Source organism: Streptomyces sp. NPDC049954 (genome assembly GCF_040656295.1).
Lineage (GTDB): Bacteria > Actinomycetota > Actinomycetes > Streptomycetales > Streptomycetaceae > Streptomyces.
In genome coordinates, this window is record NZ_JBFALS010000007.1 from 366928 (window position 1) to 387891 (window position 20964).

A 20964-nucleotide genomic window follows, 5' to 3' on the forward strand; every position below is an offset into this window, starting at 1 on the left:
TCCTAGAGTCGGGGCATGACGAGTCAGAGCGGGCGCAGTGTCGTCCTCGGCGAGGTCGAGGTCATCCGGGTCGTGGAGTGGCAGGGGCCGTTCGTGCCGGCGTCCCGGCTGGTCCCCGAGGCCGGGTCCGAGGTGTGGCGGGAGAACGAGGACTGGCTCGCTCCGCACCACTGGGAGCCGCGGAGCGACCTGGCGGTGCTCACCCTCCAGAGCTGGGTGCTGCGCAGCGGCGGGCTGACCGTCCTGGTCGACACCGGGCTCGGGAACGGGCGCGAGCGGCCCGGACCGGCGGCCTTCGGCGGTCTGCGCAGCGATCTGCCGGGTGCGCTGGAGCGGGCCGGTGTCCGGCCGCAGGACGTCGACGTCGTCGTCAACACGCACCTGCACGGCGACCACGTGGGCGGCAACACCGTCCTCGGCGCCGGAGGCGAACGCGTACCGGCCTTCCCCAACGCCCGGTACCTCGTCCCGGCGGCCGACGACGCCCACTACGGCCCGGGCGGCGGCTGGGCGGGCGGGGTGCGGGAGGACGACCGGGTGATCTACGAGGACTGCGTCGCGCCCCTGCACCGCGCCGGGCAGGCCGAGCTGTGGGACGGCGCCCACCGCATCGACGAGCACCTCGCGCTGGAGCCCGCGCCCGGCCACACCCCCGGCTCCTGCGTCCTGCGGCTCGCCTCGGGAGACGATCGGGCCGTCTTCGTCGGCGACCTCGTGCACAGCCCCGTCCAGGTCCTCCGTCCCGCCTGCAACAGCTGCTTCTGCGCGGACCCGGGACAGGCCGCGGCCAGCCGCCGGAGGATCCTCGAACGGGCCGCCGACGAGAACGAGTTGCTCTTTCCCGCGCACTTCGGCGGGGCGGGGGCGGTGGAGGTCCGCAGGGCCGGTGACGGGTTCGCCCCGGGGGAGTGGGGCGCGGCGCGCTGACGCGCGCCCGCCCTGCCCGGGGCCGCGCCCAGGAAACAGGACAGGAAAAGGGCCCTCACAACTTCCGCAGCCGCACCCGCTGCACCTTGTGGTCCGGTCCCTTGCGGATGACCAGGCTCGCGCGGCCCCGGGTCGGGGCCACGTTCTCCACCAGGTTCGGCTCGTTGATGGTGCGCCAGGTGGTGCGGGCGTAGTCGAGGGCCGCCTCCTCCGTGACCTGGGTGTACTTGCGGAAGTACGAGGAGGGGTCCTGGAAGGCGGTCTCGCGCAGGCGGCGGAAGCGGTTGAGGTACCAGTTCCTGATGTCCTGCGGGCGGGCGTCCACGTACACGCTGAAGTCGAAGAAGTCCGCGAGGCCGACCCGCGTGCGGCCGTCCTTGCCGGGCAGGGCCGGCTGGAGGACGTTGAGGCCCTCCACGATCAGGATGTCGGGGCGCGAGACGGTCAGCAGTTCGCCCGGGACGATGTCGTACGTCAGGTGCGAGTAGACCGGCGCCGTGACCTGGTCCTTGCCCGCCTTGATGTCCGCGACGAAACGGGTCAGCGCCCGGCGGTCGTAGGACTCGGGGAAGCCCTTGCGGGACATCAGGCCCCGCTCCTTCAGCTCCGCCATCGGCAGGAGGAAGCCGTCCGTCGTCACCAGCTCCACCCGGGGGTGCTCCGGCCAGCGGGCCAGCAGCGCCTTCAGCAGCCGGGCCACCGTCGACTTGCCGACCGCGACGCTGCCCGCGACCCCTATGACGAAGGGCGTGCCCGCCTGCGAGCCCTGCTCGCCCAGGAAGGTGTTCAGGGAGCCGCGCAGCCGGTCGTTGGCCTCGACGTACAGGTTGAGCAGACGGGACAGCGGGAGGTAGACGTCGCGGACCTCGTCCAGGTCGATGACGTCGCCGAGGCCCCGCAGCCGCTCCACCTCCTCGGCGGTCAGGGGCAGCGGGGTCTTCGCGCGCAGCGCGCTCCACTCCTCGCGGGTCAGATCCACGTAGGGAGTCGCCTCCGGCCTGCGGTGGGCGCTCCTCGGGGGTGAGGTGATCACACGTTCCATTGTTGCGCCGATGTGTCAGGCCCGGCGCGTGGGGTCCGTCACCCGGAGGAGGCAGTTCCGTTTCTCCTCCTCTCCCGCTCCTCTCCCACTCCGTTCCCGCTCCTTTCGTCACAGCTGTGGATCGTCTGTGTGCTCGCGGGTAGGTTCCGCCCCTTGGGGGTGAGGCCGATGTCACGGACACGGACGGGTGCGTGGTGGGGCGAGCAGCGGGACCGCGCGCGGGCGCGCCGGGCGGCCGGCGGCCATGAGGGCAGGCGGGGGCGCGGCGCTCCGGCCGGGCCGGACGCGGCCGGGGACGACCTGCGCACGCTCGCCCAGGACCTCCCGGACGAGGACATCGCCGACGACCTGGACGATCAGCTCGACTGCTACCACCTGGGCAGCAAACCCCGCTGCGAGGAGGTCGAGTACCTGCGGCTCGTCGAGGACGCGCGCGACCGGATGGGCTGACACCCGCCGGCACCGGAAGCGGGGATGGGACGGGCCCGCACGGAGGGTTCGGGCGGTCAGTCCGCCGACCGCCCGCGTCGCTCTCGCGGGGGCCGGGGGGCACCGGCTTAGGCTGCCGTCATGTGCGGAATCGTGGGATATGTCGGTTCACAGTCGGCTCTCGACGTCGTAGTCGCCGGGCTCAGACGGCTGGAGTACCGGGGGTACGACTCGGCGGGCGTCGCCGTCCTCGCGGACGGCCAGATCGCGGCGGCGAAGAAGGCGGGGAAGCTCGGCAACCTGGAGAAGGAGCTGACCGAACACCCCCTGCCGAGCGCCGCGACCGGCCTCGGGCACACGCGGTGGGCGACCCACGGCGGGCCCACCGACGTCAACGCGCACCCGCACCTCGACAACGCGGGCCGGATCGCCGTCGTCCACAACGGGATCATCGAGAACTTCGCCGCCCTGCGCGAGGAGCTGCGCACCCGGGGCCACCGGCTGGAGTCGGACACCGACACCGAGACCGTCGCCCACCTGCTCGCCGAGAACTTCTCCTCCTGCGGGGACCTCGCGCAGGCCATGCGCCAGGTGTGCCTGCGGCTCGAAGGGGCCTTCACGCTCGTCGCCGTGCACGCCGACGAGCCGGACGTCGTGGTCGGCGCGCGCCGCAACTCGCCGCTGGTCGTCGGCGTCGGCGAGGGCGAGTCCTTCCTCGCCTCCGACGTCACCGCCTTCATCGACCACACCCGCACCGCCATCGAACTCGGCCAGGACCAGGTGGTCGAACTGCGCCGCGAGGGCGTCACGGTGACCGGTTTCGACGGCGGCCCCGCCGAGGTCCGCACCTACCACGTCGACTGGGACGCCTCGGCCGCCGAGAAGTCCGGCTACGCCTCCTTCATGCTCAAGGAGATCGCCGAACAGCCCAAGGCCGTCTCCGACACCCTGCTCGGCCGGATCGACGCCTCCGGGACCCTCACGCTCGACGAGGTGCGCATCCCGCCCCAGGTGCTGCGCGAGACCGACAAGATCGTGATCGTCGCGTGCGGGACCGCGTACCACGCGGGGCTCATCGCGAAGTACGCCATCGAGCACTGGACCCGCATCCCCTGCGAGGTCGAGCTGGCCAGCGAGTTCCGCTACCGCGACCCGATCCTCGACGCGCGGACCCTCGTCGTCGCGATCTCCCAGTCCGGCGAGACCATGGACACCCTCATGGCGCTGCGGCACGCCCGCGAGCAGGGCGCCCACGTGCTCGCCATCTGCAACACCAACGGCTCGACCATCCCGCGCGAGTCGGACGCGGTGCTCTACACGCACGCCGGGCCCGAGGTCGCCGTCGCCTCCACCAAGGCCTTCCTGACCCAGCTCGTCGCGTGCTACCTCGTGGCGCTCTACCTCGCGCAGAACCGGGGCACCAAGTACGGCGACGAGATCCGCTCCGTCGTCACCGAACTCGCCGGGGTCCCGGAGGCCCTGGAACAGGTCCTCGACACGATGGAACCCGTACGGGAACTGGCCCGCTCCCTGGCCGGGCACGACACCGTGCTCTTCCTCGGCCGGCACGTCGGCCACCCCGTCGCCCTGGAGGGCGCGCTCAAGCTCAAGGAACTCGCGTACATGCACGCCGAGGGCTTCGCGGCCGGGGAGCTCAAGCACGGGCCGATCGCGCTCATCGAGGAGGGGCTGCCCGTCGTGGTCGTCGTGCCCTCGCCGCGCGGGCGTTCCGTCCTGCACGACAAGATCGTCTCCAACATCCAGGAGATCCGCGCGCGCGGCGCCCGCACCCTCGTCATCGCCGAGGAGGGCGACACCGCCGTGGAGCCCTACGCCGACCACGTCGTACGCGTCCCGCGCGTGCCGACGCTGCTCCAGCCGCTCGTCGCCACCGTCCCGCTCCAGGTCTTCGCCTGCGAACTCGCGACCGCCCGGGGCAACGAGGTCGACCAGCCGAGGAACCTCGCGAAGTCCGTGACCGTGGAGTGAGCCCGGCGGCCGGGGTGCCGTCCTCTTGTCCGTACGTTGTCCGTACGTTGTACCTACGTGGCGGGTACGGGTACGGGGACGGGTGCGGGAGGCGCGGGCTGTGATCATCGGGGTCGGGATCGACGTGGCGGAGATCGACCGGTTCGGGGCGGCGCTGCGGCGCACCCCGGGCCTCGCCGAGCGGCTGTTCGTCGAGGCCGAGACGTTCCTGCCGGACGGGGAGCGGCGCGGCACCGCCTCGCTCGCCGCCCGGTTCGCCGCGAAGGAGGCCCTCGCGAAGGCCCTCGGCGCCCCGCCCGGGCTGCGCTGGACGGACGCCGAGATCTGGACCGAGGAGGGCGGCCGGCCCCGGCTGCGGGTGAGCGGCACCGTCGCGGCCCGCGCCGAGGCGCTCGGCGTACGGCACTGGCACGTCTCGCTCAGCCACGACGCGGGAGTCGCCTCGGCGGTCGTCGTCGCGGAGGGTTAGCCGCCGAGGAGGGGTAGCCGTCGCGGAGGGGTAGCCGTCGCGGAGGGGGAGCCCCGCGTCCCGCGTGCTCACCTCCCAGGACGTGCGGCCGTCGTGACGTCCGCTCAGTACGTGTGGTCCGCCGTGACGTCCGCCGACAGCTCCAGGGCGCGGCGGGCCGGGGCGCCGCCCAGTTCCAGCAGGGCCAGGGTCAGCGCGTCCACGACCACGAGGTGCGCGAGGCGGCTCGCGACCGCCTCCAGGCCCAGCACCAGGTCCTGTCCGCCCGCCACCAGGACGACGTCACTCGCCTCGGTCAGCGGGGAGCGCACGTAGCTCGTCAGGGCGATCACGGCGGCGCCCTGGAGCCTGGCCCGGCGCGCCGCCTCCACCGTGCTGCGCGTCGCCCCCGTGTGGCTCACCGCGAGACACACCGCCGAGTCCGGCAGCAGGCCCGCCGACAGCTGGGCGGTGAGCGGGTCGGCGGGCGCGTCCACCGGGCGGCCCACCGCGCGCAGCCGGTACGCCGTGTCCGTCGCGACCGGCGCCGACAGGCCCGCGCCCACCACCAGGACCCGGCTCGCCGCGTGCAGCAGCCGGGCGGCCTCGCCGAGCCGTTCGGCGGGCAGCGTCGCGGACAGCCCGTCCAGCGCCTCCCGCGTCGCGGCCAGGGTCGCGGACAGGGCCCGGGCGGCCGGATCGCCCCCGCTGTCCACCGGCTCCGCCACCGAGGCCGGGGCCTGCCGGGCGGCGGCGATCTTCAGTTCCTGGAAGCCCCGGAAGCCCAGCCGCTGGCAGGCCCGGACGACCGAGGAGGGCGCCGTCCCGGCGAGCGCGGCCACCTCGCTCACGCTCAGCCCCACCAGCGCGGCGCCCTGCTCCAGGACGGTCCGCGCGACCCGCTCCTCGGCGCCGCGCAGCGCGGGCAGGTGCGCGCGGACCAGAGCGGGGAGGTCGGTGGAGCGGGCGGAACCACCCGATGACGACGGCGGCGACGAAGGCGACGGTGGCGGCGGCGACGGTGGCGGCGGCTTGGAATTCTGTTCCATGAGGTTAGGGTAGCGTGGAATTCTGTTCCGGGTCGACGGAAGCCCGGACCGCCACCGCCCCCGGAAGGAGCCCCATGGCCGGCGTCCCGGTCGCCGTACTCACGGCGGCGCTGCTGCACGCCATCTGGAACGCCCTGGCGCACGCCGCCGCCGACAAGGCGGCCAGGACGGTGACGATCGGCCTCGTCTACACCGTGGGCGGCGGGATCATCGCGTGCTTCACCCCGGTGCCCGACAGTGGCGCCTGGCCCTACCTCCTCGCCTCCGCGCTGCTCCAGGCCGTCTACCAGGTGCTGCTGCTCCAGGCGTACCGGCTCGGGGACTTCGGGCAGATGTACCCGATCGCGCGCGGCACCTCGCCGTGGCTGGTCGCGCTGCTGTCGACGTTCGTCCTCGGCCAGGCGCTCCCGGCCGGGCAGGCCCTCGGTGTCGTCGTGATCTCGGCCGGACTCGCCGGGCTCGCCCTCGCCGACGGGCTGCCGGGCCGCGCCCAGCTCCCCGCGCTGTCCGCCGCGCTCGGCACCGGCGTGATGATCGCCTGCTACACCGTCGTGGACGGCACCGGCGTACGGGAGTCCGGCACCGTCCTCGGCTACATCGGCTGGATGTTCCTGCTCCAGGGCCCCGTCCTGCCGCTGATCGCCCTGGCCCGGGGCGGCAAGGACTTCGCGCGGCGGCTGCGGCCCGCCTGGCGTACGGGGGTGCTCGGCGGGCTGCTCTCGCTCGCCGCGTACGGACTCGTCGTCGGCGCCCAGGCGTTCGGGGACCTCGCGACCATCGCCGCGCTGCGCGAGACCAGCATCGTGATCGCCGCCGTCATCGGCACCCTCGTCTTCCACGAACGCCTCGGCGGCAGACGGCTCCTCGCGAGCGCCGCCGTGCTCGCGGGGATAGCGGTCCTGCAACTCGCCTGAACCTGCGGCAGACTCGGGCCCATGCGTACCGCCCACAGCGTCGACACCGTACGGGCCGCCGAACGGCGGCTGATGGCCCAGCTCCCCGAGGGGGCGCTCATGCGGCGCGCGGCGGCCGGACTCGCCGCCGCCTGCGCCGAACTCCTCGGCCGTGTCTACGGCAGCCGCGTCACCGTCCTCGCCGGAAGCGGCGACAACGGCGGCGACGCGCTGTACGCGGCCGCCCGCCTCGCCCGGCGCGGCGCCGGGGTCACCGCCGTCCTGCTGTCCCCGGACCGCGCCCACCCCGCCGCGCTCGCCGCGCTCCGGGGAGCCGGGGGCCGCGTCGTCGAGGCCGCCGAGAGCGAGGGCGTCGCCGGGGTCACCGACTCCGAGGCGGCCGGGGCCGTACGCCGCGCCGACCTCGTCCTCGACGGGATCGTCGGCATCGGCGGCAAGGGCGGACTGCGCCCGGTCGCCGCCGCCCTCGCCCGGACCGCCGACGAGAGCCCCGGCACGACCGTCGCCGTGGACCTGCCCAGCGGTGTGGACGCCGACACCGGGGAGGTCGCCGAGGAGGCGGTACGCGCCGACGCGACCGTCACCTTCGGCACGTACAAGCCGGGGCTGCTCATCGACCCCGGGCACGCGTACGCGGGCGCCCTGCGCCTGGTCCCGATCGGCCTCGACCTGCTCGACCCGCAGGGCCCGCCCGACCCCCGCTACCACGCCGCGCCCCCCGGACTCGAAGCGCTCCAGTACGCCGACGTCGCGGCCCTGCTGCCGCTGCCCGCCGCCGAAAGCGACAAGTACCGGCGCGGCGTCGTCGGCATCGCCGCCGGCTCCGTGCGCTACCCGGGCGCCCCCGTCCTCGCCGTCGCCGGGGCGCTGCGCGCGGGCGCGGGCGCGGTCCGCTACGCGGGACCGGCCGCCGAGGCCGTGACCGCCCGCTTCCCCGAGGCGCTCGTCTCCTCCGGGCTGCCCTCCGAGGCGGGCCGCGTCCAGGCCTGGGTCGTCGGTCCCGGCCTCGGCGACGGCGAGGACGCCGAGGCCGCGCTGCGCGACGTGCTCACCGCCCGGGTCCCGCTGCTCATGGACGCCGACGCGCTCGGCCTCGCCGACCCGGAACAGATCCGCTCCCGCACCGCCCCGACCGTGCTCACCCCGCACGCCGGAGAGGCCGCCCGGCTGCTCGGCGCCGACCGCGCCGACGTCGAACGGCAACGGCTCGCCTCCGTACGGGAACTCGCGAGCCGGTTCCGCGCCACCGTGCTGCTCAAGGGCTCGACGACCCTCGTCGCCGCCCCCGACGCGGCCCGCGCCGTCCGCGTCAACGCCACCGGCACGTCCTGGCTCGCGACCGCCGGGGCCGGGGACGTCCTGTCCGGGCTGATCGGCTCCCTGCTCGCCACCGGACTCGACCCGCTCGACGCCGCCTCGGCAGGCGCCTACCTGCACGGACTCGCCGGACGCCACGCGGCGGACGGCGCACCGCTCGCCGCCCACGACATCGCCGCCGCGCTCCCGGCCGCCTGGCGCGACGTACGCGAACGGTGAGCCGGGCGGTGCGCCGGGCGGCCGGGCGGACGGGACGCGTCATCCGCCCGTCACCCGGCGTTGGGGCGGATTCCAGCAGGATGTCCCGGTTCGGCCGCACAATGTCCCCATGACCCTTGCGAGAACGCGTGTCGCCGCGTACGTCGTGCGCTACGGGGCGGCCGGCCCCGAACTCCTCGTGTTCGACCACGTCGGCATGCCCGAGGCCGGGACGCGGGTCCCGGCGGGCGGCGTGCGGGACGGCGAGAGCGCGGCCGAGGCCGTCGTGCGCGAGGTCCGCGAGGAGACCGGGCTCGACGGACTGCGCCTCGCCCGCGCCCTCGCCGTCGACAGCGGCCCGCACCCGCACACCGGGGAGCCCCGGCGCACCACGTACTTCCTGCTGTGGGCGCCCAGGGAGGGCGCGTCCGCCTGGGAACACCACGTCGGCGGGGACGGCGAGGACGCGGGCCTCGTGTTCGCCTGCCGCTTCGAGCCGCTGCCGCTGTCCGCCCCGCTCGCCGACCGCCAGGACGCCTGGCTCGCCGCCGCCGACCCGCAGTGGGCCCGGAGTACGGCGACGCGGCGCTGAGCGCCCGCGAGCCACCTCGCGGGCACCCCGTCAGGCCCCTCTGGGAGCGGGACACAAGGGCCTCCGGGGCCCGGGACACAGTGGCCCTCTGAGACCGGGGCACTAAGGGCCGATGAGACACTGAGGCCGATGAACACGTCAGCGCCTGGCCCCAGGGCCGAGATCGATCTGGCCGCACTGCGCGCCAACGTACGCACACTGCGCGAGCGCGCTCCCGGTGCCGCGTACATGGCCGTCGTCAAGGCCGACGGCTACGGCCACGGCGCCGTGGCCTGCGCGCGCGCCGCGCGCGAGGCCGGGGCGGACTGGCTCGGCACGGCGACCCCCGCCGAGGCGCTCGCGCTGCGCGCCGCCGGTCTCGACGGCCCCCTCATGTGCTGGCTGTGGACCCCCGGCGGTCCCTGGCGCGAGGCGATCGAGGCCGACGTCGACGTGTCCGTGAGCGGCCTGTGGGCCCTCGACGAGATCACCGCCGCCGCGCGCGCCGCCGGCCGCACCGCCCGCGTCCAGCTCAAGGCCGACACGGGCCTCGGCCGCTCCGGCTGCCAGCCCGCCGACTGGCCGGAACTGGTCGGCGCCGCCCTGCGCGCCGAGGCCGAGGGCGCGGTCAGGGTGACCGGCCTGTGGTCGCACTTCGCGTGCGCCGACGAACCCGGCCACCCCTCGATCGCCGCGCAGATCACGCTGTTCCACGAGATGACCGGCCATGCCGAACGCGCCGGACTGCGCCCCGAGGTGCGCCACCTCGCCAACTCCCCGGCCACGCTGACCCTGCCGGAGGCGCACTTCGACCTCGTCCGGCCCGGAGTCGCGATGTACGGGCTCTCGCCCAGCCCCGAGCTGGGCGCCCCGGCCGATCTCGGGCTGCGCCCCGTCATGACGCTCAAGGCGCCGCTCGCCCTGGTCAAGCACGTACCGGGCGGACACGGCGTCAGCTACGGGCACGCGTACACGACGCCCGGCGACACGACACTCGGGCTCGTCCCCCTCGGCTACGGCGACGGCGTCCCCCGGCACGCCTCCGGCACCGGGCCGGTCCTGGTCGCCGGGAAGTGGCGCACCGTCGCCGGGCGCGTCGCGATGGACCAGTTCGTGGTCGACCTCGGCGGCGAGGAGCCCCCCGCCGGGACCGAGGCCGTCCTCTTCGGCCCCGGCGACCAGGGCGAACCCGGCGCCGAGGACTGGGCGCGCGCGGCCGGGACCATCGTCTACGAGATCGTCACCCGGATCGGCGCCCGCGTACCGCGCGTCCACCTGCACGCCTGACCCCGGGGCCGGGCCACGGGCGTAAGCGGCGGCAGGCCGGGGGACGAGTAGGACAGGCGGGGACGACGCAGGGAGCCCGGGGGCCGTGAGTCCGGGAGTCCGGGAGTCCCGAAGACGAGGAGGCGCGCGTGGGTGAGAGCGGGGCGCGGGCGGTCGCGCGCGGAGTCGCCGGAGCCGGCGCCGCCTACACGGCGGGCGCCGGGAGTCCCGGTACCGGGATCGGGCAGGTGTCCGCGCTGTCCGAGTCCGTCGGCGAGGTCGTCGCGGGGGCCGTCACCGACGCGAACTCCGCCGCGCGGGCCTGGCGCCGGGCCGGTTTCGCGGGCGCGGCCGTCGGCGTGCTCGCGGCGGGCGCCGCCGCCGGGGTCGCCGTGGAACGGCTCACCGTGGGACGCGGGATGCGCAGGAAGGCCCGGCTCGCCCTCGACGCGACCGCCCCCTTCGGCGCCCTGCGCGGAACACCCGGCACGGCCCTCGCCGAGGACGGCACCGAGCTGTACTACGAGGTCGAAGACCCCGGGCAGCAGGGGGAGGAGCCGCTCCCCACCGTCGTGTTCAGCCACGGCTACTGCCTCAGCCAGGACTCCTGGCACTTCCAGCGCGCCGCGCTGCGCGGCACCGTCCGCGCCGTCTACTGGGACCAGCGCAGCCACGGCCGCTCCGGACGCGGAAAGGCCCAGTCCGGTCCGGACGGCGACCCCGTCACGATCGAACAGCTCGGCCGCGACCTGAAAGCCGTCCTCGACGCCGCCGCCCCCGAGGGCCCGCTCGTCCTCGTCGGGCACTCGATGGGCGGGATGACCGTCATGGCGCTCGCCGAGCAGTACCCGGAGCTGATCGCGCGGCGGGTCGCGGGCGTCGCCCTCGTCGGCACCTCCAGCGGGCGGCTCGGCGAGGTCAGCTACGGGCTGCCCGCCGTCGGCGTCAACGCCGTGCGCCGCTTCGTCCCCGGCGTGCTCAAGGCGCTCGGCAGCCAGGTGACGCTCGTGGAGCGCGGCCGCAGGGCCACCGCCGACCTCTTCGCGGGGCTCGTCAAGCGGTACTCCTTCGGCTCCCCGGACGTGGACCCGGCGGTCGCCCGCTTCGCCGAACGCCTCATCGAGGCCACCCCCATCGACGTCGTCGCCGAGTTCTACCCGGCCTTCGCCGGCCACGACAAGGTCAGCGCCCTCGACCACTTCGCGGACCTGCCCGTGCTCGTGCTCGCCGGGACGAAGGACCTGCTGACGCCCGTCGCGCACAGCGAGGCCATCGCCGCGCGCCTGCCGGACGCCGCCCTCGTCCTCGTCCGCGACGCCGGGCACCTCGTCATGCTGGAACACCCGGAGCTGGTGGACGGACACCTCGCGGACCTGCTGGTACGCGCGGCAGGCGGGGCCCGCGCAGCCGCTACCGTGAACTCCCATGGAAGCAGCGCACCACCAGACTCCTGAGCCCACCGCCCCGCCCGCCGAGCCGCCCACCGCGCTCGCCGTCCCGTCCTTCGCGGTGGCCGGCCCGGCGGCCACGACACGCCTCGGCGGGCGCCTCGCCGCCGTCCTGCGCCCCGGGGACCTCGTCATGCTCAGCGGCGAGCTGGGCGCGGGCAAGACCACGCTGACCCGGGGGCTCGGGGAGGCCCTCGGCGTGCGCGGGGCGGTGACCTCGCCGACCTTCGTCATCGCCCGCGTCCACCCCCCGCTCGGCGCGGGGCCCGCCCTCGTGCACGTCGACGCCTACCGGCTCGGCGGCGGCCTCGACGACATGGAGGACCTCGACCTCGACGTGTCCCTCGCGGACTCGGTCGTCGTCGTCGAATGGGGTGAGGGCGTCGTCGAGGGGCTGACGGAGAACCGCCTCCAGCTCCGCGTCGACCGCGCCGTCGGACAGGCCGGGGAGGCCACCGGGGCCGGGACGCCGGACGAGCAGGACGAGACGCGCACCGTGACCGTCACCGCGTACGGCCCGCGCTGGCAGGACCCGGCCACGGTCGCGGCGCTCACCGCGCTGGGCGAGGGGCTGGCCGAGGGGGAGGAACCGGCCTGAGCCCGGAAGGTCCGGAGCGGGGGCGGTGGCGGGTGGCGCGGGCGGCGGGTTTCCGGCCGAGTGGCGCCGGTGGCGGGTTTTCCGACAAGGTGTCGGCATGATGTTGCGTCGCGGACCCGCGACGTGGTCACATGGAGCACGAGACCTGGTTAGGTCTACCTAACCACGCCTGGATCACTGGAGGCAGTCATGCCCGTGGCCGAACGCCCCGACCGAGGCCCGCGGGCCGCCCAGCCGCACGCGGCCCCCTCGATGAGCACCCTCCTGGCCTCCTGCGCCGCCGCGAACGCGGTCTCCACCCCACCGGCGGCACCCCGCAGCACGGAGGAAAACACGCGCGGACACGGTGCGGACGAGGGCGCGGGGGACGAACGGGAACGGCGCTCCGAAGCGGCGTAAGGCTCGCCCCGCCCCGCGTGTCCCGGTTCGCTGGTCCGGTTCGCGCGCCGGTCCGGACGGCTGTCGCGGCCGTTACGGCTGCTACGGCCGTTACGGCTGCTACGGGACGACGACGACCTTCGTGCCCGTCGGCGCGAACTGCCACATCGCCTCGGCGTCCTTCAGGGACTCGCGGACACCGCCCGTACGCGACTGCGGGTCCGGCGCGGGCGTCGAGCCGTCCTGGGCCGCGCTGAAACCGATCGTGACCCCGTCGACCAGGGTGAACCGGACGACGTGCACGACGGCGATGCCGTCCGAACCGGGCGTCGTCTCCGTCCGCGTCGTCACCGCGTAGGCGCCGGGGGACGGGCTGACCGTGCTCGGCGTGACCTCGTAGGTGCGCTGCGCCTTGCCGTCCTCGCCGACCAGCCACACGCGGCGCGCGTCGAGCGCGTAGACCACGCGGCGGCCGGTCCCTGAGTTCGCGGGCACGGCGGACGCGGACTGCGCCCCGTGCCTGCCCGCCCCGCCCTTGTCCTTCTGCGGGGCCGAGGACGACGGCGAGGGGGACGCGCTGCTGTGGTGCGAGGGGGTGAGGTGGTCGGGGGCGCTCGCGGACGCCTGGAAGGCCAGGAAGCCGATCCCGGCCAGGGCGGCCACGGTCAGCCCGGCCACCGTCGCGGAGCTTCTGCCTGCCACTGTGCCGCCTCCTGTGCGTGGTCCGCGCGCCGCCTGCGGGGCCCGGGTCCGGAATTCCGGTCCGAGTCTCCGGGGCCGGGTTCCGGGTTCCGGGTCCGACGGGGCGCCGAGTCGACTGGTGACGTTAGCAGCCGCGCGCACGCCCCTCCTCCCGGCGGCCTCCCGGTGGGCGCGTACGGCGGTCAGGACGTGCCGGGGGCATGAGCGCCGTAGGCTGTTTGCGTGCTCTTGCTCGCTCTGGATACCGCCACACCCGCCGTCACCGTCGCCCTGCACGACGGGGAGCGGACCCTCGCCTCAAACGCCCAGGTCGACGCCCGCCGCCACGGGGAACTGCTGCTGCCCGCCGTCGACCGGGTCCTGAAGGACGCCGGGGTCCGCCTCCCCGACCTGACCGGCCTCGTCGTCGGTACCGGCCCCGGGCCCTACACGGGGCTGCGGGTCGGCCTCGCCACGGCCGACGTCCTCGGCTTCGCGCTCGGCGTCCCGGTGCACGGCCTGTGCACCCTCGACGGCCTCGCGTACGCCGCCGGCCTCGGCGAGGACCCCGTCGAGGGGCCCTTCGTCGTGGCCACCGACGCGCGGCGCAAGGAGGTGTACTGGCGGCGCTACGCGGACGCCCGTACGCCCGTGACCGAACCGGCCGTGGACCGGCCCGCCGACATCGCCGCACAGGTCGCCGGGCTCCCGGCGGCCGGCGCGGGCGCGCTGCTCTACCCGGACACCTTCCCCGACGCGCGCGCCCCCGAGCACGCCTCGGCCGCCGCGCTCGCCGCGCTCGCCGCGACACGGATCGCCGCCGGCGAGGAACTGCCCGCGCCCCGGCCGCTGTACCTGCGCCGCCCCGACGCGCAGGTCCCCAAGAACTACAAGGTGGTCACCCCGCAGTGACACCCGCACCGACCGGCCCCGCCGCCCCGCCCGCTCCCGTCCCCGAGGCGGAGCTGCGGGAGATGCGCTGGTGGGACATCGACGCCGTCCTCGCCCTCGAACGTGAACTCTTCCCCGACGACGCGTGGTCGCGCGGCATGTTCTGGTCCGAACTCGCGCACGCCCGGGGCACCGGCGCCACCCGGCACTACGTCGTCGCGACCGGCCCCGAGGGGCAGCTCCTCGGCTACGGCGGGCTCGCCGCCTCCGGGGACCTCGCCGACGTCCAGACGATCGCGGTGGCCCGCGCGGCCTGGGGCGCGGGACTCGGCTCCCGGCTGCTGACCGACCTGCTGCGCAGCGCGACCGCCTTCGAGTGCGCCGAGGTCATGCTGGAGGTCCGGGTCGACAACGAACGGGCCCAGAAGCTGTACGAGCGCTTCGGCTTCGAGGCGATCGGCTTCCGGCGCGGCTACTACCAGCCGGGCAACGTCGACGCGCTCGTCATGCGGCTCACCGACCCGGGCAGCGCGCGCGCCTTCGACCGGGCGGGGGAGACCGGGGCGGCGCCCGGGCCCGCGGCCGTCGCCGAACACACCGAAGAACCCGGCCGGGAGACTGGCCCGACGACAGACCCAGCACAAGAAAGCGACACTCCAGGCCATGGCTGACGAACCGCTCGTCCTCGGTATCGAGACCTCCTGCGACGAGACCGGCGTCGGCATCGTGCGCGGCACGACCCTGCTGGCCGACGCCGTCGCCTCCAGCGTCGAGGAGCACGCCCGTTTCGGCGGCGTCGTGCCCGAGGTCGCCTCCCGCGCCCACCTGGAGGCCATGGTCCCCACGATCCGGCGGGCGCTCAAGGAGGCCGGTGTCGCCGCGAGCGACCTCGACGGGATCTCCGTGACCGCCGGGCCCGGACTCGCGGGCGCGCTGCTCGTCGGCGTCTCCGCGGCCAAGGCGTACGCCTACGCGCTCGGCAAGCCGCTCTACGGCGTCAACCACCTCGCCTCGCACATCTGCGTCGACCAGCTCGAACACGGACCGCTGCCGGAGCCGACGATGGCGCTGCTGGTGAGTGGCGGGCACTCCTCGCTGCTGCTGTCCGCCGACATCACCTCCGACGTCCGGCCGCTGGGCCAGACCATCGACGACGCGGCCGGCGAGGCCTTCGACAAGATCGCCCGGGTACTGCACCTCGGCTTCCCCGGCGGCCCCGTCATCGACCGGTACGCGCGCGAGGGCGACCCGGACGCCATCGCCTTCCCGCGCGGGCTCACCGGGCCGCGCGACGCGCCGTACGACTTCTCGTTCTCGGGGCTCAAGACGGCCGTGGCGCGCTGGATCGAGGCGAAGCGCAACGCGGGCGAGGACGTGCCGGTGCGGGACGTCTCCGCGTCCTTCCAGGAGGCCGTCGTGGACGTCCTGACCCGCAAGGCCGTCCGGGCCTGCAAGGACGAGGGCGTCGACCACCTCATGATCGGCGGCGGCGTGGCGGCCAACTCCCGGCTGCGCGCGCTCGCCGAGGAACGCTGCGAGCGGGCCGGTATCCGGCTGCGCGTACCGCGCCCCAAGCTGTGCACCGACAACGGCGCGATGGTCGCCGCGCTCGGCGCCGAGATGGTCGCCCGCAACCGCGCCGCCTCCGACTGGGAACTGTCCGCCGACTCCTCCCTCCCGGTGACCGAACCGCACGTCCCCGGGCACGACCGGGGCGAGTCCGACACGGAGGGCCCGCACGGGCACGGGCACGACCACGGCCACGGGGGCCACTCCCACGACCACGTGCACGAGCTGGCGAAGGAGAACCTGTACCGGTGACGTCCGCCGAGCCGTCCACGGTGACGACCTGCATGTGGGAGGCGCGCGCGGCCGGGGGACGCGGACCGGAACTCCTCGACTGGGCCCGCGCCCAGCCGCTGCCGCGGCGCCCCCTGCGCCGCGAGACCTTCCGCGCCCCGCAGGACCGCGTCCTCGTCCTCACGTGGTGGCCGGGCCCCCAGGACACCGCCTTCCCCGAACTGCCGGAGCCCCCTGAAGAGTTGACGACCCGGGCGGTGCACCGGTGGCGGTTCGAGTCGGTGGGGGTGGAGGAGGGGGAAGAGGGGGCCTGAGCCCGCCTGGGGGCCGCCGTCCGTCCCGCAGCCGGCGGGCCACGGTCGCCGCTCTGGGCGAGACCGTCGCGCGTATCGCGCCCACCGCCCTCCCGTCCTTCACCCGCGAGCTGGACGAGGCGTCCGCCCGGGCCCGGGCGAAGACGGACCCGGCAGCGCTGCGCCGCTTCACCGCGCACTGGTCCGTCTACGTGCGCCTTCAGCGCCATCCCGCCCTCGCGGCCCGGCTGAGGCGGCTGGAGCAACGCGCCGCGCACGGAACGGCGGACGGGGCGCGGGAGGCGGCCTCGGGCATCGGCGCGCTGCTCGACCAGGCGCGAGCGGCCGTCGCGGGGGACGCCCGCTGAACGGACTCTGACGCGGCCTCACCGCATGTGCGGGCGCGGTGCGGAGCCGGTGCGGCTGGGACGGAGATCCGCTGTCGCGGTCGCCGCTGCCCTTCTTCAGGCTCACTCGTTCGGGGGGATGATCGTCTTTTCCGCCACGCTCCGTGACGGAGTCAGGCATGGTGGGGGCACGGTTCGGGGGTCTTCTGATCCCGGTGAAGTTCGAAAGGGTGCCGCACATGGTCCTCGTTCACGGCGTGCCTCCGGGAACCCGGGCAGGATGGAGGGGAGGAGGCGAGGCCATGACCCCGGACACCCCAGCCCGGCCGGAGATGACGCTCGAGGAGTTCGAGCAGATCGCCGGCACGGCGCCCGAGACCGTGCGACTGGAGTATCTGAACGGAAAGATCGAGGTCAAGCCCGTGCCGGACGGCTGTCACGACGAGATCGTCATGTGGCTCCTGGAGCAGTGTCTTCAGTTTCGGCCGGATCTCCGGCTCTATCCCGAGCGCGGGCTGAAAGTGGAGAGGTACCGCAGTGGCCGCGCGAGGCCGGACGGGGTGCTCGCGCCGCGGCGACACTTCCTCACGGCGGGGGAGTGGGCCAACCCGGAGGGGGTGCTGATGACGGTCGAGGTGACGTCCCACGACCGGGACACCCGGCAACGCGACCACGTGGACAAGGCGGCCGGCTACGCGGCGGCCCACATCCCCGTCTACCTCCTGATCGACCGGAGCGCGGACAGCTTCACCGTGCACACCGATCCCGAGGGCGGCAGCTACCGTAGCGTCACGTCCCGACCGTTCGGCACGCCCATCGACCTCCCCGACCCGGTCGGGTTCACCCTGCGGAGCGAGGAGCTCAAGGAGATCGTCGACTGAGCCGATCGCAGGGCGGTCCGCCCGCCCCCTCACCCCGCCGGCCGCCCCACCAGCATCACCGGAGCGCCCGCCGCCCTGGTCAGGAAGACGGTCGCCGCGTTCGGGCCCTTCGGTTTCACCTGCTTGCGCAGTTCCTCCGGCTCCATCGCCGAGCCGCGCTTCTTCACGGTGAGCGTGCCGACCTCCCGCTCCCGCAGCAGGGCCTTCAGCCGCTTCACGCCGAACGGCAGGGTGTCGGTGATCTCGTACGGGCGGGCGTACGGGGTCGGGCGCAGGCGGTCCGAGGTGACGAAGGCGATCGTCTCGTCGATCAGCGCGCCGTCCAGTTCCTCGGCCACCTCCGCGACCAGATGCGCGCGGATCACGGCCGCGTCCGGCTCGTACAGGTAGCGGCCGACCTCCCGCACCGGCGGGTTCGGCAGTCCCCGCCCGGTGAGGCGGTGGGCGCCCGGCAGGAGCGTCGCGGTCGCCGCGCCCGGCCCCGGCTCCCCGCCCGGCCCTGTCCCCGGCTCCCCGCCCGGTCCCGTACCGAACCAGAGCACGGCCTCCTTGAGGTCGCCGCCGTCCGAGACCCACTCCGCCGAGGCGTCCGGCGGGATCGCCTCGTGCGGGACGCCCGGGGCGACCTTGAGCGCGGCGACCGGCGCCCCGCGCGCCGCGCCGACCGCCCAGGACAGGGGCGGCGAGTACGCCTCGGGGTCGAAGATCCGGCCCCGGCCGCCGCGCCGCGCCGGGTCCACGAACACCGCGTCGTACCCGGACAGGGCGATCTCGGCGACCTCCGCGCACTCGACGGTGACGAGGTCCGCGAGGCCCAGCGCCTCGGCGTTGGCGCGCGCGACCTCGGCGGTCAGCGGATCGCGGTCCACGGCCAGTACGGCGATCCCCTCGCGGGCCAGCGCGAGCGCGTCCCCGCCGATCCCGCAGCACAGGTCGGCGAGCCGCCACACCCCGAGCCGCGCGAACCGGCGCGCGCGGTGGGCGGCGACCGGGGCCCGGGTCGCCTGCTCCACGCCGCCCGGCGTGAAGAACATGCGTCCCGCGTCCGCCGCCCCGAACTTCGCCGCCGCCCGGTCCCGCAGCCGCGCCTGGCCGATCGCGGCGGACACGAGCGGCGCCGGATGCGTACGGCGCAGCCGCGTGGCCGTCGGCAGCTCCTCGGCGGGGCGCAGCCCGCGCAGCTCGTCGAGCAGGGCGGCGCCCTCGGGGGTACGCAGGGCACGGAAGTCTTCGAGGTCCACCCGCCCATTCTCCGGTGCCGTCTCCCCGGTCCTGTACGCGGGACGCGAAGCCCGGCCCGTCCACCGTCCTCCGCTCAGCCGCCGGGGCACTCGTCGCTGTCGCCGCCGCTGAAGCACTGCCCGTACGTACCGCGGTAGTTCGGGGCCGGGGCCCGCGAAGGAGCCTTCCCGGGGCCCTGCGCCCAGCTGAGCGCCGCGACCAGCAGCAGGACGAGGGCCAGGAGGCCCTGGAGCACGGCGGCCACCCGCTCCCGGCCCCACCAGAACAGCGCGGTGAGCAGCGCGCCGAAGCCGCCCACGCCCAGCACCGTGTACCGCAGCGTGCTGTGGTCCGGCGGGTCCGGGGAGCCGGACGCGGCCCAGCCGCTCAGACCGTCCGCGAAGAACGCCCAGGCCACCACCGCCAGCTCCACCAGGCCGAGGATCACGGCCAGCGCCACCTGGGCCCACGCGGAGGGCGGGGCCGGCTGAGGCGCGGGGCGCGGGGACGAGACGTCACTCATGGGACCAGGCTCGTACGGCCGTGCGGTGGAAGCGCGTCCTCCGCCCGGCTGTTGCGCAATCGTGGCGCGCCCGCGCCGCGCGACAGCCGTAGCAGGATGCGGCCCCATGAGATTAGTACGACAAAAAGACAGAAAGACCCCATGGGGTGGCGCGTCCGCACGGCGTCGGCTGCCGCTCCTGCTCGCCGCCCTCCTCGCCGCCTCGGGCTGCGCGACCGGGGCGCAGGACGCGAGCGAGGGGGCGAGCCCGTCCCCGCGGGCGAGTGCCGGGGCCCAGGGCGCGCCCGGACCGGCCGCCGCGGCCCCGAAGGGCGCGCTGGAACTCGACCGGGAGGCGGCGAAGGCCGCCGCCGAGCGGGCCATCGCCGAGCGGGCCCGCGTCGCCCGCGAACGCAAGGCCCTGGTCGCGGCCTCCCGTCGCTGGGGCCTCAAGCAGCCGCCGATGATCGCCCCGCCCCCGCCCGCCGACAAGGTGCTGCCCCCGACCCGGACCGGCTTCGAGGTGCGCGGCCAGGAGGACGACGCCCTGCCCCCGGTCTTCACGACGGTGCCGACCACCGACCGCGTCGTGTTCCTGACCATCGACGACGGCGACAACAAGGACCCCGAGACGCTGCGGATGCTGGAGGACCTGCACATCCCGTACTCGGCGTTCCTGAGCGACTACCTCGTCAGCGACGACTACGGCTACTTCCGCAAGGCGCGGGACAAGGGCGTCGCGATCAACAACCACACCCTGCACCACCGCTACCTGCCCGCGCTCTCGCACGAGGAGCAGCGCGAGGAGATCTGCGGGATGCAGGACATCCTGGGCCGCCAGTACGGAAAGCGGCCCGAACTGTTCCGGCCGCCCTACGGCGACTACAACCGCGACACCCTCGTCACCGCCAAGTCCTGCGGGGTGCGCGCCGTGCCGCTGTGGAACGCGGAGGTCTTCCCCGGCCGCTGGGAGTACCGCGAGGCCGACCAGGACCTGCACCCGGGCGACATCGTGCTGACGCACTTCCAGGGCCGCGCGCAGTGGAAGGGCACCATGCCGGACGCCCTGCGCACGTTCCTGCGAACCGTCACCGAGAAGGGTTACGCGGTGGCCAGGCTGGAGGACTACGTCTGACCGCTGAGGCCGTCCGCCGGTCCTCCGCGGCCCCGGCACCGGCCCTCTGTCGCCCCGTAACCGGCCCGTGGCGGGCCCTTCGCCGGTCCGCCGCGGGCCGCTCGCCGGCCTGCCCGTCGGGACTCGTCTGGCACTCCGCTTGACCGAGTGCTAATCGCAGTCATAGTCTCGGCCCTGGCACTCCCCACCGGAGAGTGCCAAACAGCGACGGGCAGTCCGGCACCCGCGACGACGGACCACCTGGTCGCCACCCCATTGACCCCGCGAGATCTCCGAAGGGGGAGGTCGGATCGTGACGACCGCCAGCTCCAAGGTTGCCATCAAGCCGCTTGAGGACCGCATTGTGGTCCAGCCGCTCGACGCCGAGCAGACCACGGCCTCTGGCCTGGTCATCCCGGACACCGCGAAGGAGAAGCCCCAGGAGGGCGTCGTCCTCGCTGTGGGCCCGGGCCGCTTCGAGAACGGCGAGCGCCTGCCGCTCGACGTCAAGACCGGCGACGTCGTGCTCTACAGCAAGTACGGCGGCACCGAGGTGAAGTACAACGGCGAGGAGTACCTCGTCCTCTCGGCTCGCGACGTGCTCGCGATCATCGAGAAGTAATCCACCCGGATTCACCCAGCTTTGCTATGAGCTGCGCC

At 74.8% G+C, this 20964-nt stretch carries 24 protein-coding genes; 19 read left to right on the forward strand and 5 right to left on the reverse strand.

The annotated features are described in order from the left end of the window. Positions 1–15: 15 nt before the first annotated feature. Positions 16–927 (forward strand): MBL fold metallo-hydrolase, encoded by a 912-nt coding sequence (locus AB0J21_RS18735; protein WP_363147082.1) that lies wholly within the window; start codon positions 16–18, stop codon positions 925–927. Positions 928–982: 55 nt separating this feature from the next. Here the strand turns inward: AB0J21_RS18735 and coaA are convergent, their stop codons facing one another. Beyond that, positions 983–1969 carry a type I pantothenate kinase gene (gene coaA, locus AB0J21_RS18740; RefSeq protein WP_363147083.1) on the reverse strand — a complete coding sequence of 329 codons (987 nt, stop codon included), beginning with the start codon at positions 1967–1969 and terminating at the stop codon, positions 983–985. A 168-nt stretch (positions 1970–2137) separates the two neighbouring features. Between coaA and AB0J21_RS18745 the strand changes: the two genes are divergently transcribed. From AB0J21_RS18745 to AB0J21_RS18755, 3 genes are all read left to right on the forward strand, one after another. Then, positions 2138–2419 (forward strand): hypothetical protein, encoded by a 282-nt coding sequence (locus tag AB0J21_RS18745; RefSeq protein ID WP_363147084.1) that lies wholly within the window; start codon positions 2138–2140, stop codon positions 2417–2419. A gap of 120 nt (positions 2420–2539) precedes the next feature. Further along, positions 2540–4387: a glutamine--fructose-6-phosphate transaminase (isomerizing) gene (glmS, locus tag AB0J21_RS18750; RefSeq protein WP_363147085.1), complete on the forward strand. Its 1848-nt coding sequence runs from the start codon at positions 2540–2542 to the stop codon at positions 4385–4387. A gap of 100 nt (positions 4388–4487) precedes the next feature. Beyond that, a complete protein-coding gene (locus AB0J21_RS18755; RefSeq protein WP_363147086.1) occupies positions 4488–4856 on the forward strand; it encodes a holo-ACP synthase in 369 nt (122 codons plus the stop codon). A gap of 104 nt (positions 4857–4960) precedes the next feature. On the opposite strand, the gene AB0J21_RS18760 is transcribed toward AB0J21_RS18755, so the two are convergent. Then, positions 4961–5884: a MurR/RpiR family transcriptional regulator gene (locus tag AB0J21_RS18760; RefSeq protein WP_363147087.1), complete on the reverse strand. Its 924-nt coding sequence runs from the start codon at positions 5882–5884 to the stop codon at positions 4961–4963. Between the two features lie 74 nt (positions 5885–5958). Between AB0J21_RS18760 and AB0J21_RS18765 the strand changes: the two genes are divergently transcribed. The 7 genes from AB0J21_RS18765 to AB0J21_RS18795 all read left to right on the forward strand — a co-directional run bounded on the left by AB0J21_RS18765 (position 5959) and on the right by AB0J21_RS18795 (position 12595). Beyond that, positions 5959–6798 carry an EamA family transporter gene (locus AB0J21_RS18765; protein WP_363147088.1) on the forward strand — a complete coding sequence of 280 codons (840 nt, stop codon included), beginning with the start codon at positions 5959–5961 and terminating at the stop codon, positions 6796–6798. 21 nt (positions 6799–6819) lie between these two features. After that, on the forward strand, positions 6820–8334 hold the full coding sequence (locus AB0J21_RS18770) for an NAD(P)H-hydrate dehydratase (RefSeq protein WP_363147089.1): 1515 nt from the start codon (positions 6820–6822) through the stop codon (positions 8332–8334). 109 nt (positions 8335–8443) lie between these two features. Continuing rightward, positions 8444–8905 (forward strand): NUDIX domain-containing protein, encoded by a 462-nt coding sequence (locus AB0J21_RS18775; protein ID WP_363147090.1) that lies wholly within the window; start codon positions 8444–8446, stop codon positions 8903–8905. A 129-nt stretch (positions 8906–9034) separates the two neighbouring features. Beyond that, the gene (gene alr, locus AB0J21_RS18780; RefSeq protein ID WP_363147091.1) at positions 9035–10171 is read left to right on the forward strand and encodes an alanine racemase; all 1137 of its coding nucleotides are present in this window, start codon (positions 9035–9037) and stop codon (positions 10169–10171) included. A gap of 236 nt (positions 10172–10407) precedes the next feature. Then, positions 10408–11604 carry an alpha/beta hydrolase gene (locus AB0J21_RS18785; RefSeq protein WP_363147235.1) on the forward strand — a complete coding sequence of 399 codons (1197 nt, stop codon included), beginning with the start codon at positions 10408–10410 and terminating at the stop codon, positions 11602–11604. Continuing rightward, positions 11576–12196, forward strand: a complete 621-nt coding sequence (gene tsaE / locus AB0J21_RS18790; RefSeq protein ID WP_363147092.1) for a tRNA (adenosine(37)-N6)-threonylcarbamoyltransferase complex ATPase subunit type 1 TsaE — start codon at positions 11576–11578, stop codon at positions 12194–12196. The genes AB0J21_RS18785 and tsaE overlap by 29 nt, the downstream gene beginning before the upstream one ends. Before the next feature lie 189 nt (positions 12197–12385). After that, complete coding sequence (locus AB0J21_RS18795) at positions 12386–12595, forward strand: hypothetical protein (RefSeq protein WP_363147093.1); 210 nt, start codon at positions 12386–12388, stop codon at positions 12593–12595. A 99-nt stretch (positions 12596–12694) separates the two neighbouring features. Here AB0J21_RS18795 and AB0J21_RS18800 read toward each other — a convergent pair whose 3' ends face one another. Then, positions 12695–13276 (reverse strand): L,D-transpeptidase, encoded by a 582-nt coding sequence (locus AB0J21_RS18800; RefSeq protein WP_363147094.1) that lies wholly within the window; start codon positions 13274–13276, stop codon positions 12695–12697. 222 nt (positions 13277–13498) lie between these two features. Between AB0J21_RS18800 and tsaB the strand changes: the two genes are divergently transcribed. The 6 genes from tsaB (at position 13499) to AB0J21_RS18830 (ending at position 17467) form a co-directional block, all read left to right on the forward strand. Next, positions 13499–14167, forward strand: a complete 669-nt coding sequence (gene tsaB / locus AB0J21_RS18805; RefSeq protein ID WP_363147095.1) for a tRNA (adenosine(37)-N6)-threonylcarbamoyltransferase complex dimerization subunit type 1 TsaB — start codon at positions 13499–13501, stop codon at positions 14165–14167. A 62-nt stretch (positions 14168–14229) separates the two neighbouring features. Continuing rightward, positions 14230–14817 (forward strand): ribosomal protein S18-alanine N-acetyltransferase, encoded by a 588-nt coding sequence (rimI, locus tag AB0J21_RS18810; protein ID WP_363147236.1) that lies wholly within the window; start codon positions 14230–14232, stop codon positions 14815–14817. After that, on the forward strand, positions 14810–15967 hold the full coding sequence (gene tsaD, locus AB0J21_RS18815) for a tRNA (adenosine(37)-N6)-threonylcarbamoyltransferase complex transferase subunit TsaD (protein WP_363147096.1): 1158 nt from the start codon (positions 14810–14812) through the stop codon (positions 15965–15967). Before rimI ends, tsaD begins: the two co-directional genes overlap by 8 nt. A gap of 32 nt (positions 15968–15999) precedes the next feature. Continuing rightward, positions 16000–16260, forward strand: coding sequence for a hypothetical protein (locus AB0J21_RS18820; RefSeq protein ID WP_363147237.1), 261 nt, complete (start codon positions 16000–16002; stop codon positions 16258–16260). Then, positions 16212–16607, forward strand: coding sequence for a hypothetical protein (locus AB0J21_RS18825; RefSeq protein ID WP_363147097.1), 396 nt, complete (start codon positions 16212–16214; stop codon positions 16605–16607). The genes AB0J21_RS18820 and AB0J21_RS18825 overlap by 49 nt, the downstream gene beginning before the upstream one ends. A 281-nt stretch (positions 16608–16888) precedes the next feature. After that, a complete protein-coding gene (locus AB0J21_RS18830; protein WP_363147098.1) occupies positions 16889–17467 on the forward strand; it encodes a Uma2 family endonuclease in 579 nt (192 codons plus the stop codon). A gap of 29 nt (positions 17468–17496) precedes the next feature. Here AB0J21_RS18830 and AB0J21_RS18835 read toward each other — a convergent pair whose 3' ends face one another. Next, positions 17497–18708, reverse strand: coding sequence for an SAM-dependent methyltransferase (locus AB0J21_RS18835; protein WP_363147099.1), 1212 nt, complete (start codon positions 18706–18708; stop codon positions 17497–17499). Between the two features lie 74 nt (positions 18709–18782). Next, on the reverse strand, positions 18783–19211 hold the full coding sequence (locus tag AB0J21_RS18840) for a DUF6234 family protein (RefSeq protein ID WP_363147100.1): 429 nt from the start codon (positions 19209–19211) through the stop codon (positions 18783–18785). A 106-nt stretch (positions 19212–19317) separates the two neighbouring features. On the opposite strand from AB0J21_RS18840, the gene AB0J21_RS18845 reads away from it, so the two are divergent. Together AB0J21_RS18845 and groES are read left to right on the forward strand one after the other, a co-directional pair. Next, on the forward strand, positions 19318–20325 hold the full coding sequence (locus AB0J21_RS18845) for a polysaccharide deacetylase family protein (protein WP_363147101.1): 1008 nt from the start codon (positions 19318–19320) through the stop codon (positions 20323–20325). A 292-nt stretch (positions 20326–20617) separates the two neighbouring features. Further along, positions 20618–20926 carry a co-chaperone GroES gene (groES, locus tag AB0J21_RS18850; RefSeq protein ID WP_003948573.1) on the forward strand — a complete coding sequence of 103 codons (309 nt, stop codon included), beginning with the start codon at positions 20618–20620 and terminating at the stop codon, positions 20924–20926. The last annotated feature ends 38 nt before the right edge of the window (positions 20927–20964 follow it).

Excerpts from the sequence above, each read along its gene's own strand:
- AB0J21_RS18845 (WP_363147101.1), top strand. The coding sequence starts at position 19,318 with ATGAGATTAGTACGACAAAAAGACAGAAAGACCCCATGGGGTGGCGCG.
- AB0J21_RS18775 (WP_363147090.1), top strand. The coding sequence starts at position 8,444 with ATGACCCTTGCGAGAACGCGTGTCGCCGCGTACGTCGTGCGCTACGGG.
- AB0J21_RS18840 (WP_363147100.1), bottom strand. The coding sequence starts at position 19,211 with ATGAGTGACGTCTCGTCCCCGCGCCCCGCGCCTCAGCCGGCCCCGCCC.
- glmS (WP_363147085.1), top strand. The coding sequence starts at position 2,540 with ATGTGCGGAATCGTGGGATATGTCGGTTCACAGTCGGCTCTCGACGTC.
- AB0J21_RS18745 (WP_363147084.1), top strand. The coding sequence starts at position 2,138 with ATGTCACGGACACGGACGGGTGCGTGGTGGGGCGAGCAGCGGGACCGC.
- AB0J21_RS18770 (WP_363147089.1), top strand. The coding sequence starts at position 6,820 with ATGCGTACCGCCCACAGCGTCGACACCGTACGGGCCGCCGAACGGCGG.
- tsaD (WP_363147096.1), top strand. The coding sequence starts at position 14,810 with ATGGCTGACGAACCGCTCGTCCTCGGTATCGAGACCTCCTGCGACGAG.
- coaA (WP_363147083.1), bottom strand. The coding sequence starts at position 1,969 with ATGGAACGTGTGATCACCTCACCCCCGAGGAGCGCCCACCGCAGGCCG.
- tsaE (WP_363147092.1), top strand. The coding sequence starts at position 11,576 with ATGGAAGCAGCGCACCACCAGACTCCTGAGCCCACCGCCCCGCCCGCC.
- rimI (WP_363147236.1), top strand. The coding sequence starts at position 14,230 with ATGCGCTGGTGGGACATCGACGCCGTCCTCGCCCTCGAACGTGAACTC.
- AB0J21_RS18795 (WP_363147093.1), top strand. The coding sequence starts at position 12,386 with ATGCCCGTGGCCGAACGCCCCGACCGAGGCCCGCGGGCCGCCCAGCCG.
- AB0J21_RS18760 (WP_363147087.1), bottom strand. The coding sequence starts at position 5,884 with ATGGAACAGAATTCCAAGCCGCCGCCACCGTCGCCGCCGCCACCGTCG.
- AB0J21_RS18765 (WP_363147088.1), top strand. The coding sequence starts at position 5,959 with ATGGCCGGCGTCCCGGTCGCCGTACTCACGGCGGCGCTGCTGCACGCC.
- AB0J21_RS18735 (WP_363147082.1), top strand. The coding sequence starts at position 16 with ATGACGAGTCAGAGCGGGCGCAGTGTCGTCCTCGGCGAGGTCGAGGTC.
- AB0J21_RS18830 (WP_363147098.1), top strand. The coding sequence starts at position 16,889 with ATGACCCCGGACACCCCAGCCCGGCCGGAGATGACGCTCGAGGAGTTC.
- alr (WP_363147091.1), top strand. The coding sequence starts at position 9,035 with ATGAACACGTCAGCGCCTGGCCCCAGGGCCGAGATCGATCTGGCCGCA.
- AB0J21_RS18820 (WP_363147237.1), top strand. The coding sequence starts at position 16,000 with ATGTGGGAGGCGCGCGCGGCCGGGGGACGCGGACCGGAACTCCTCGAC.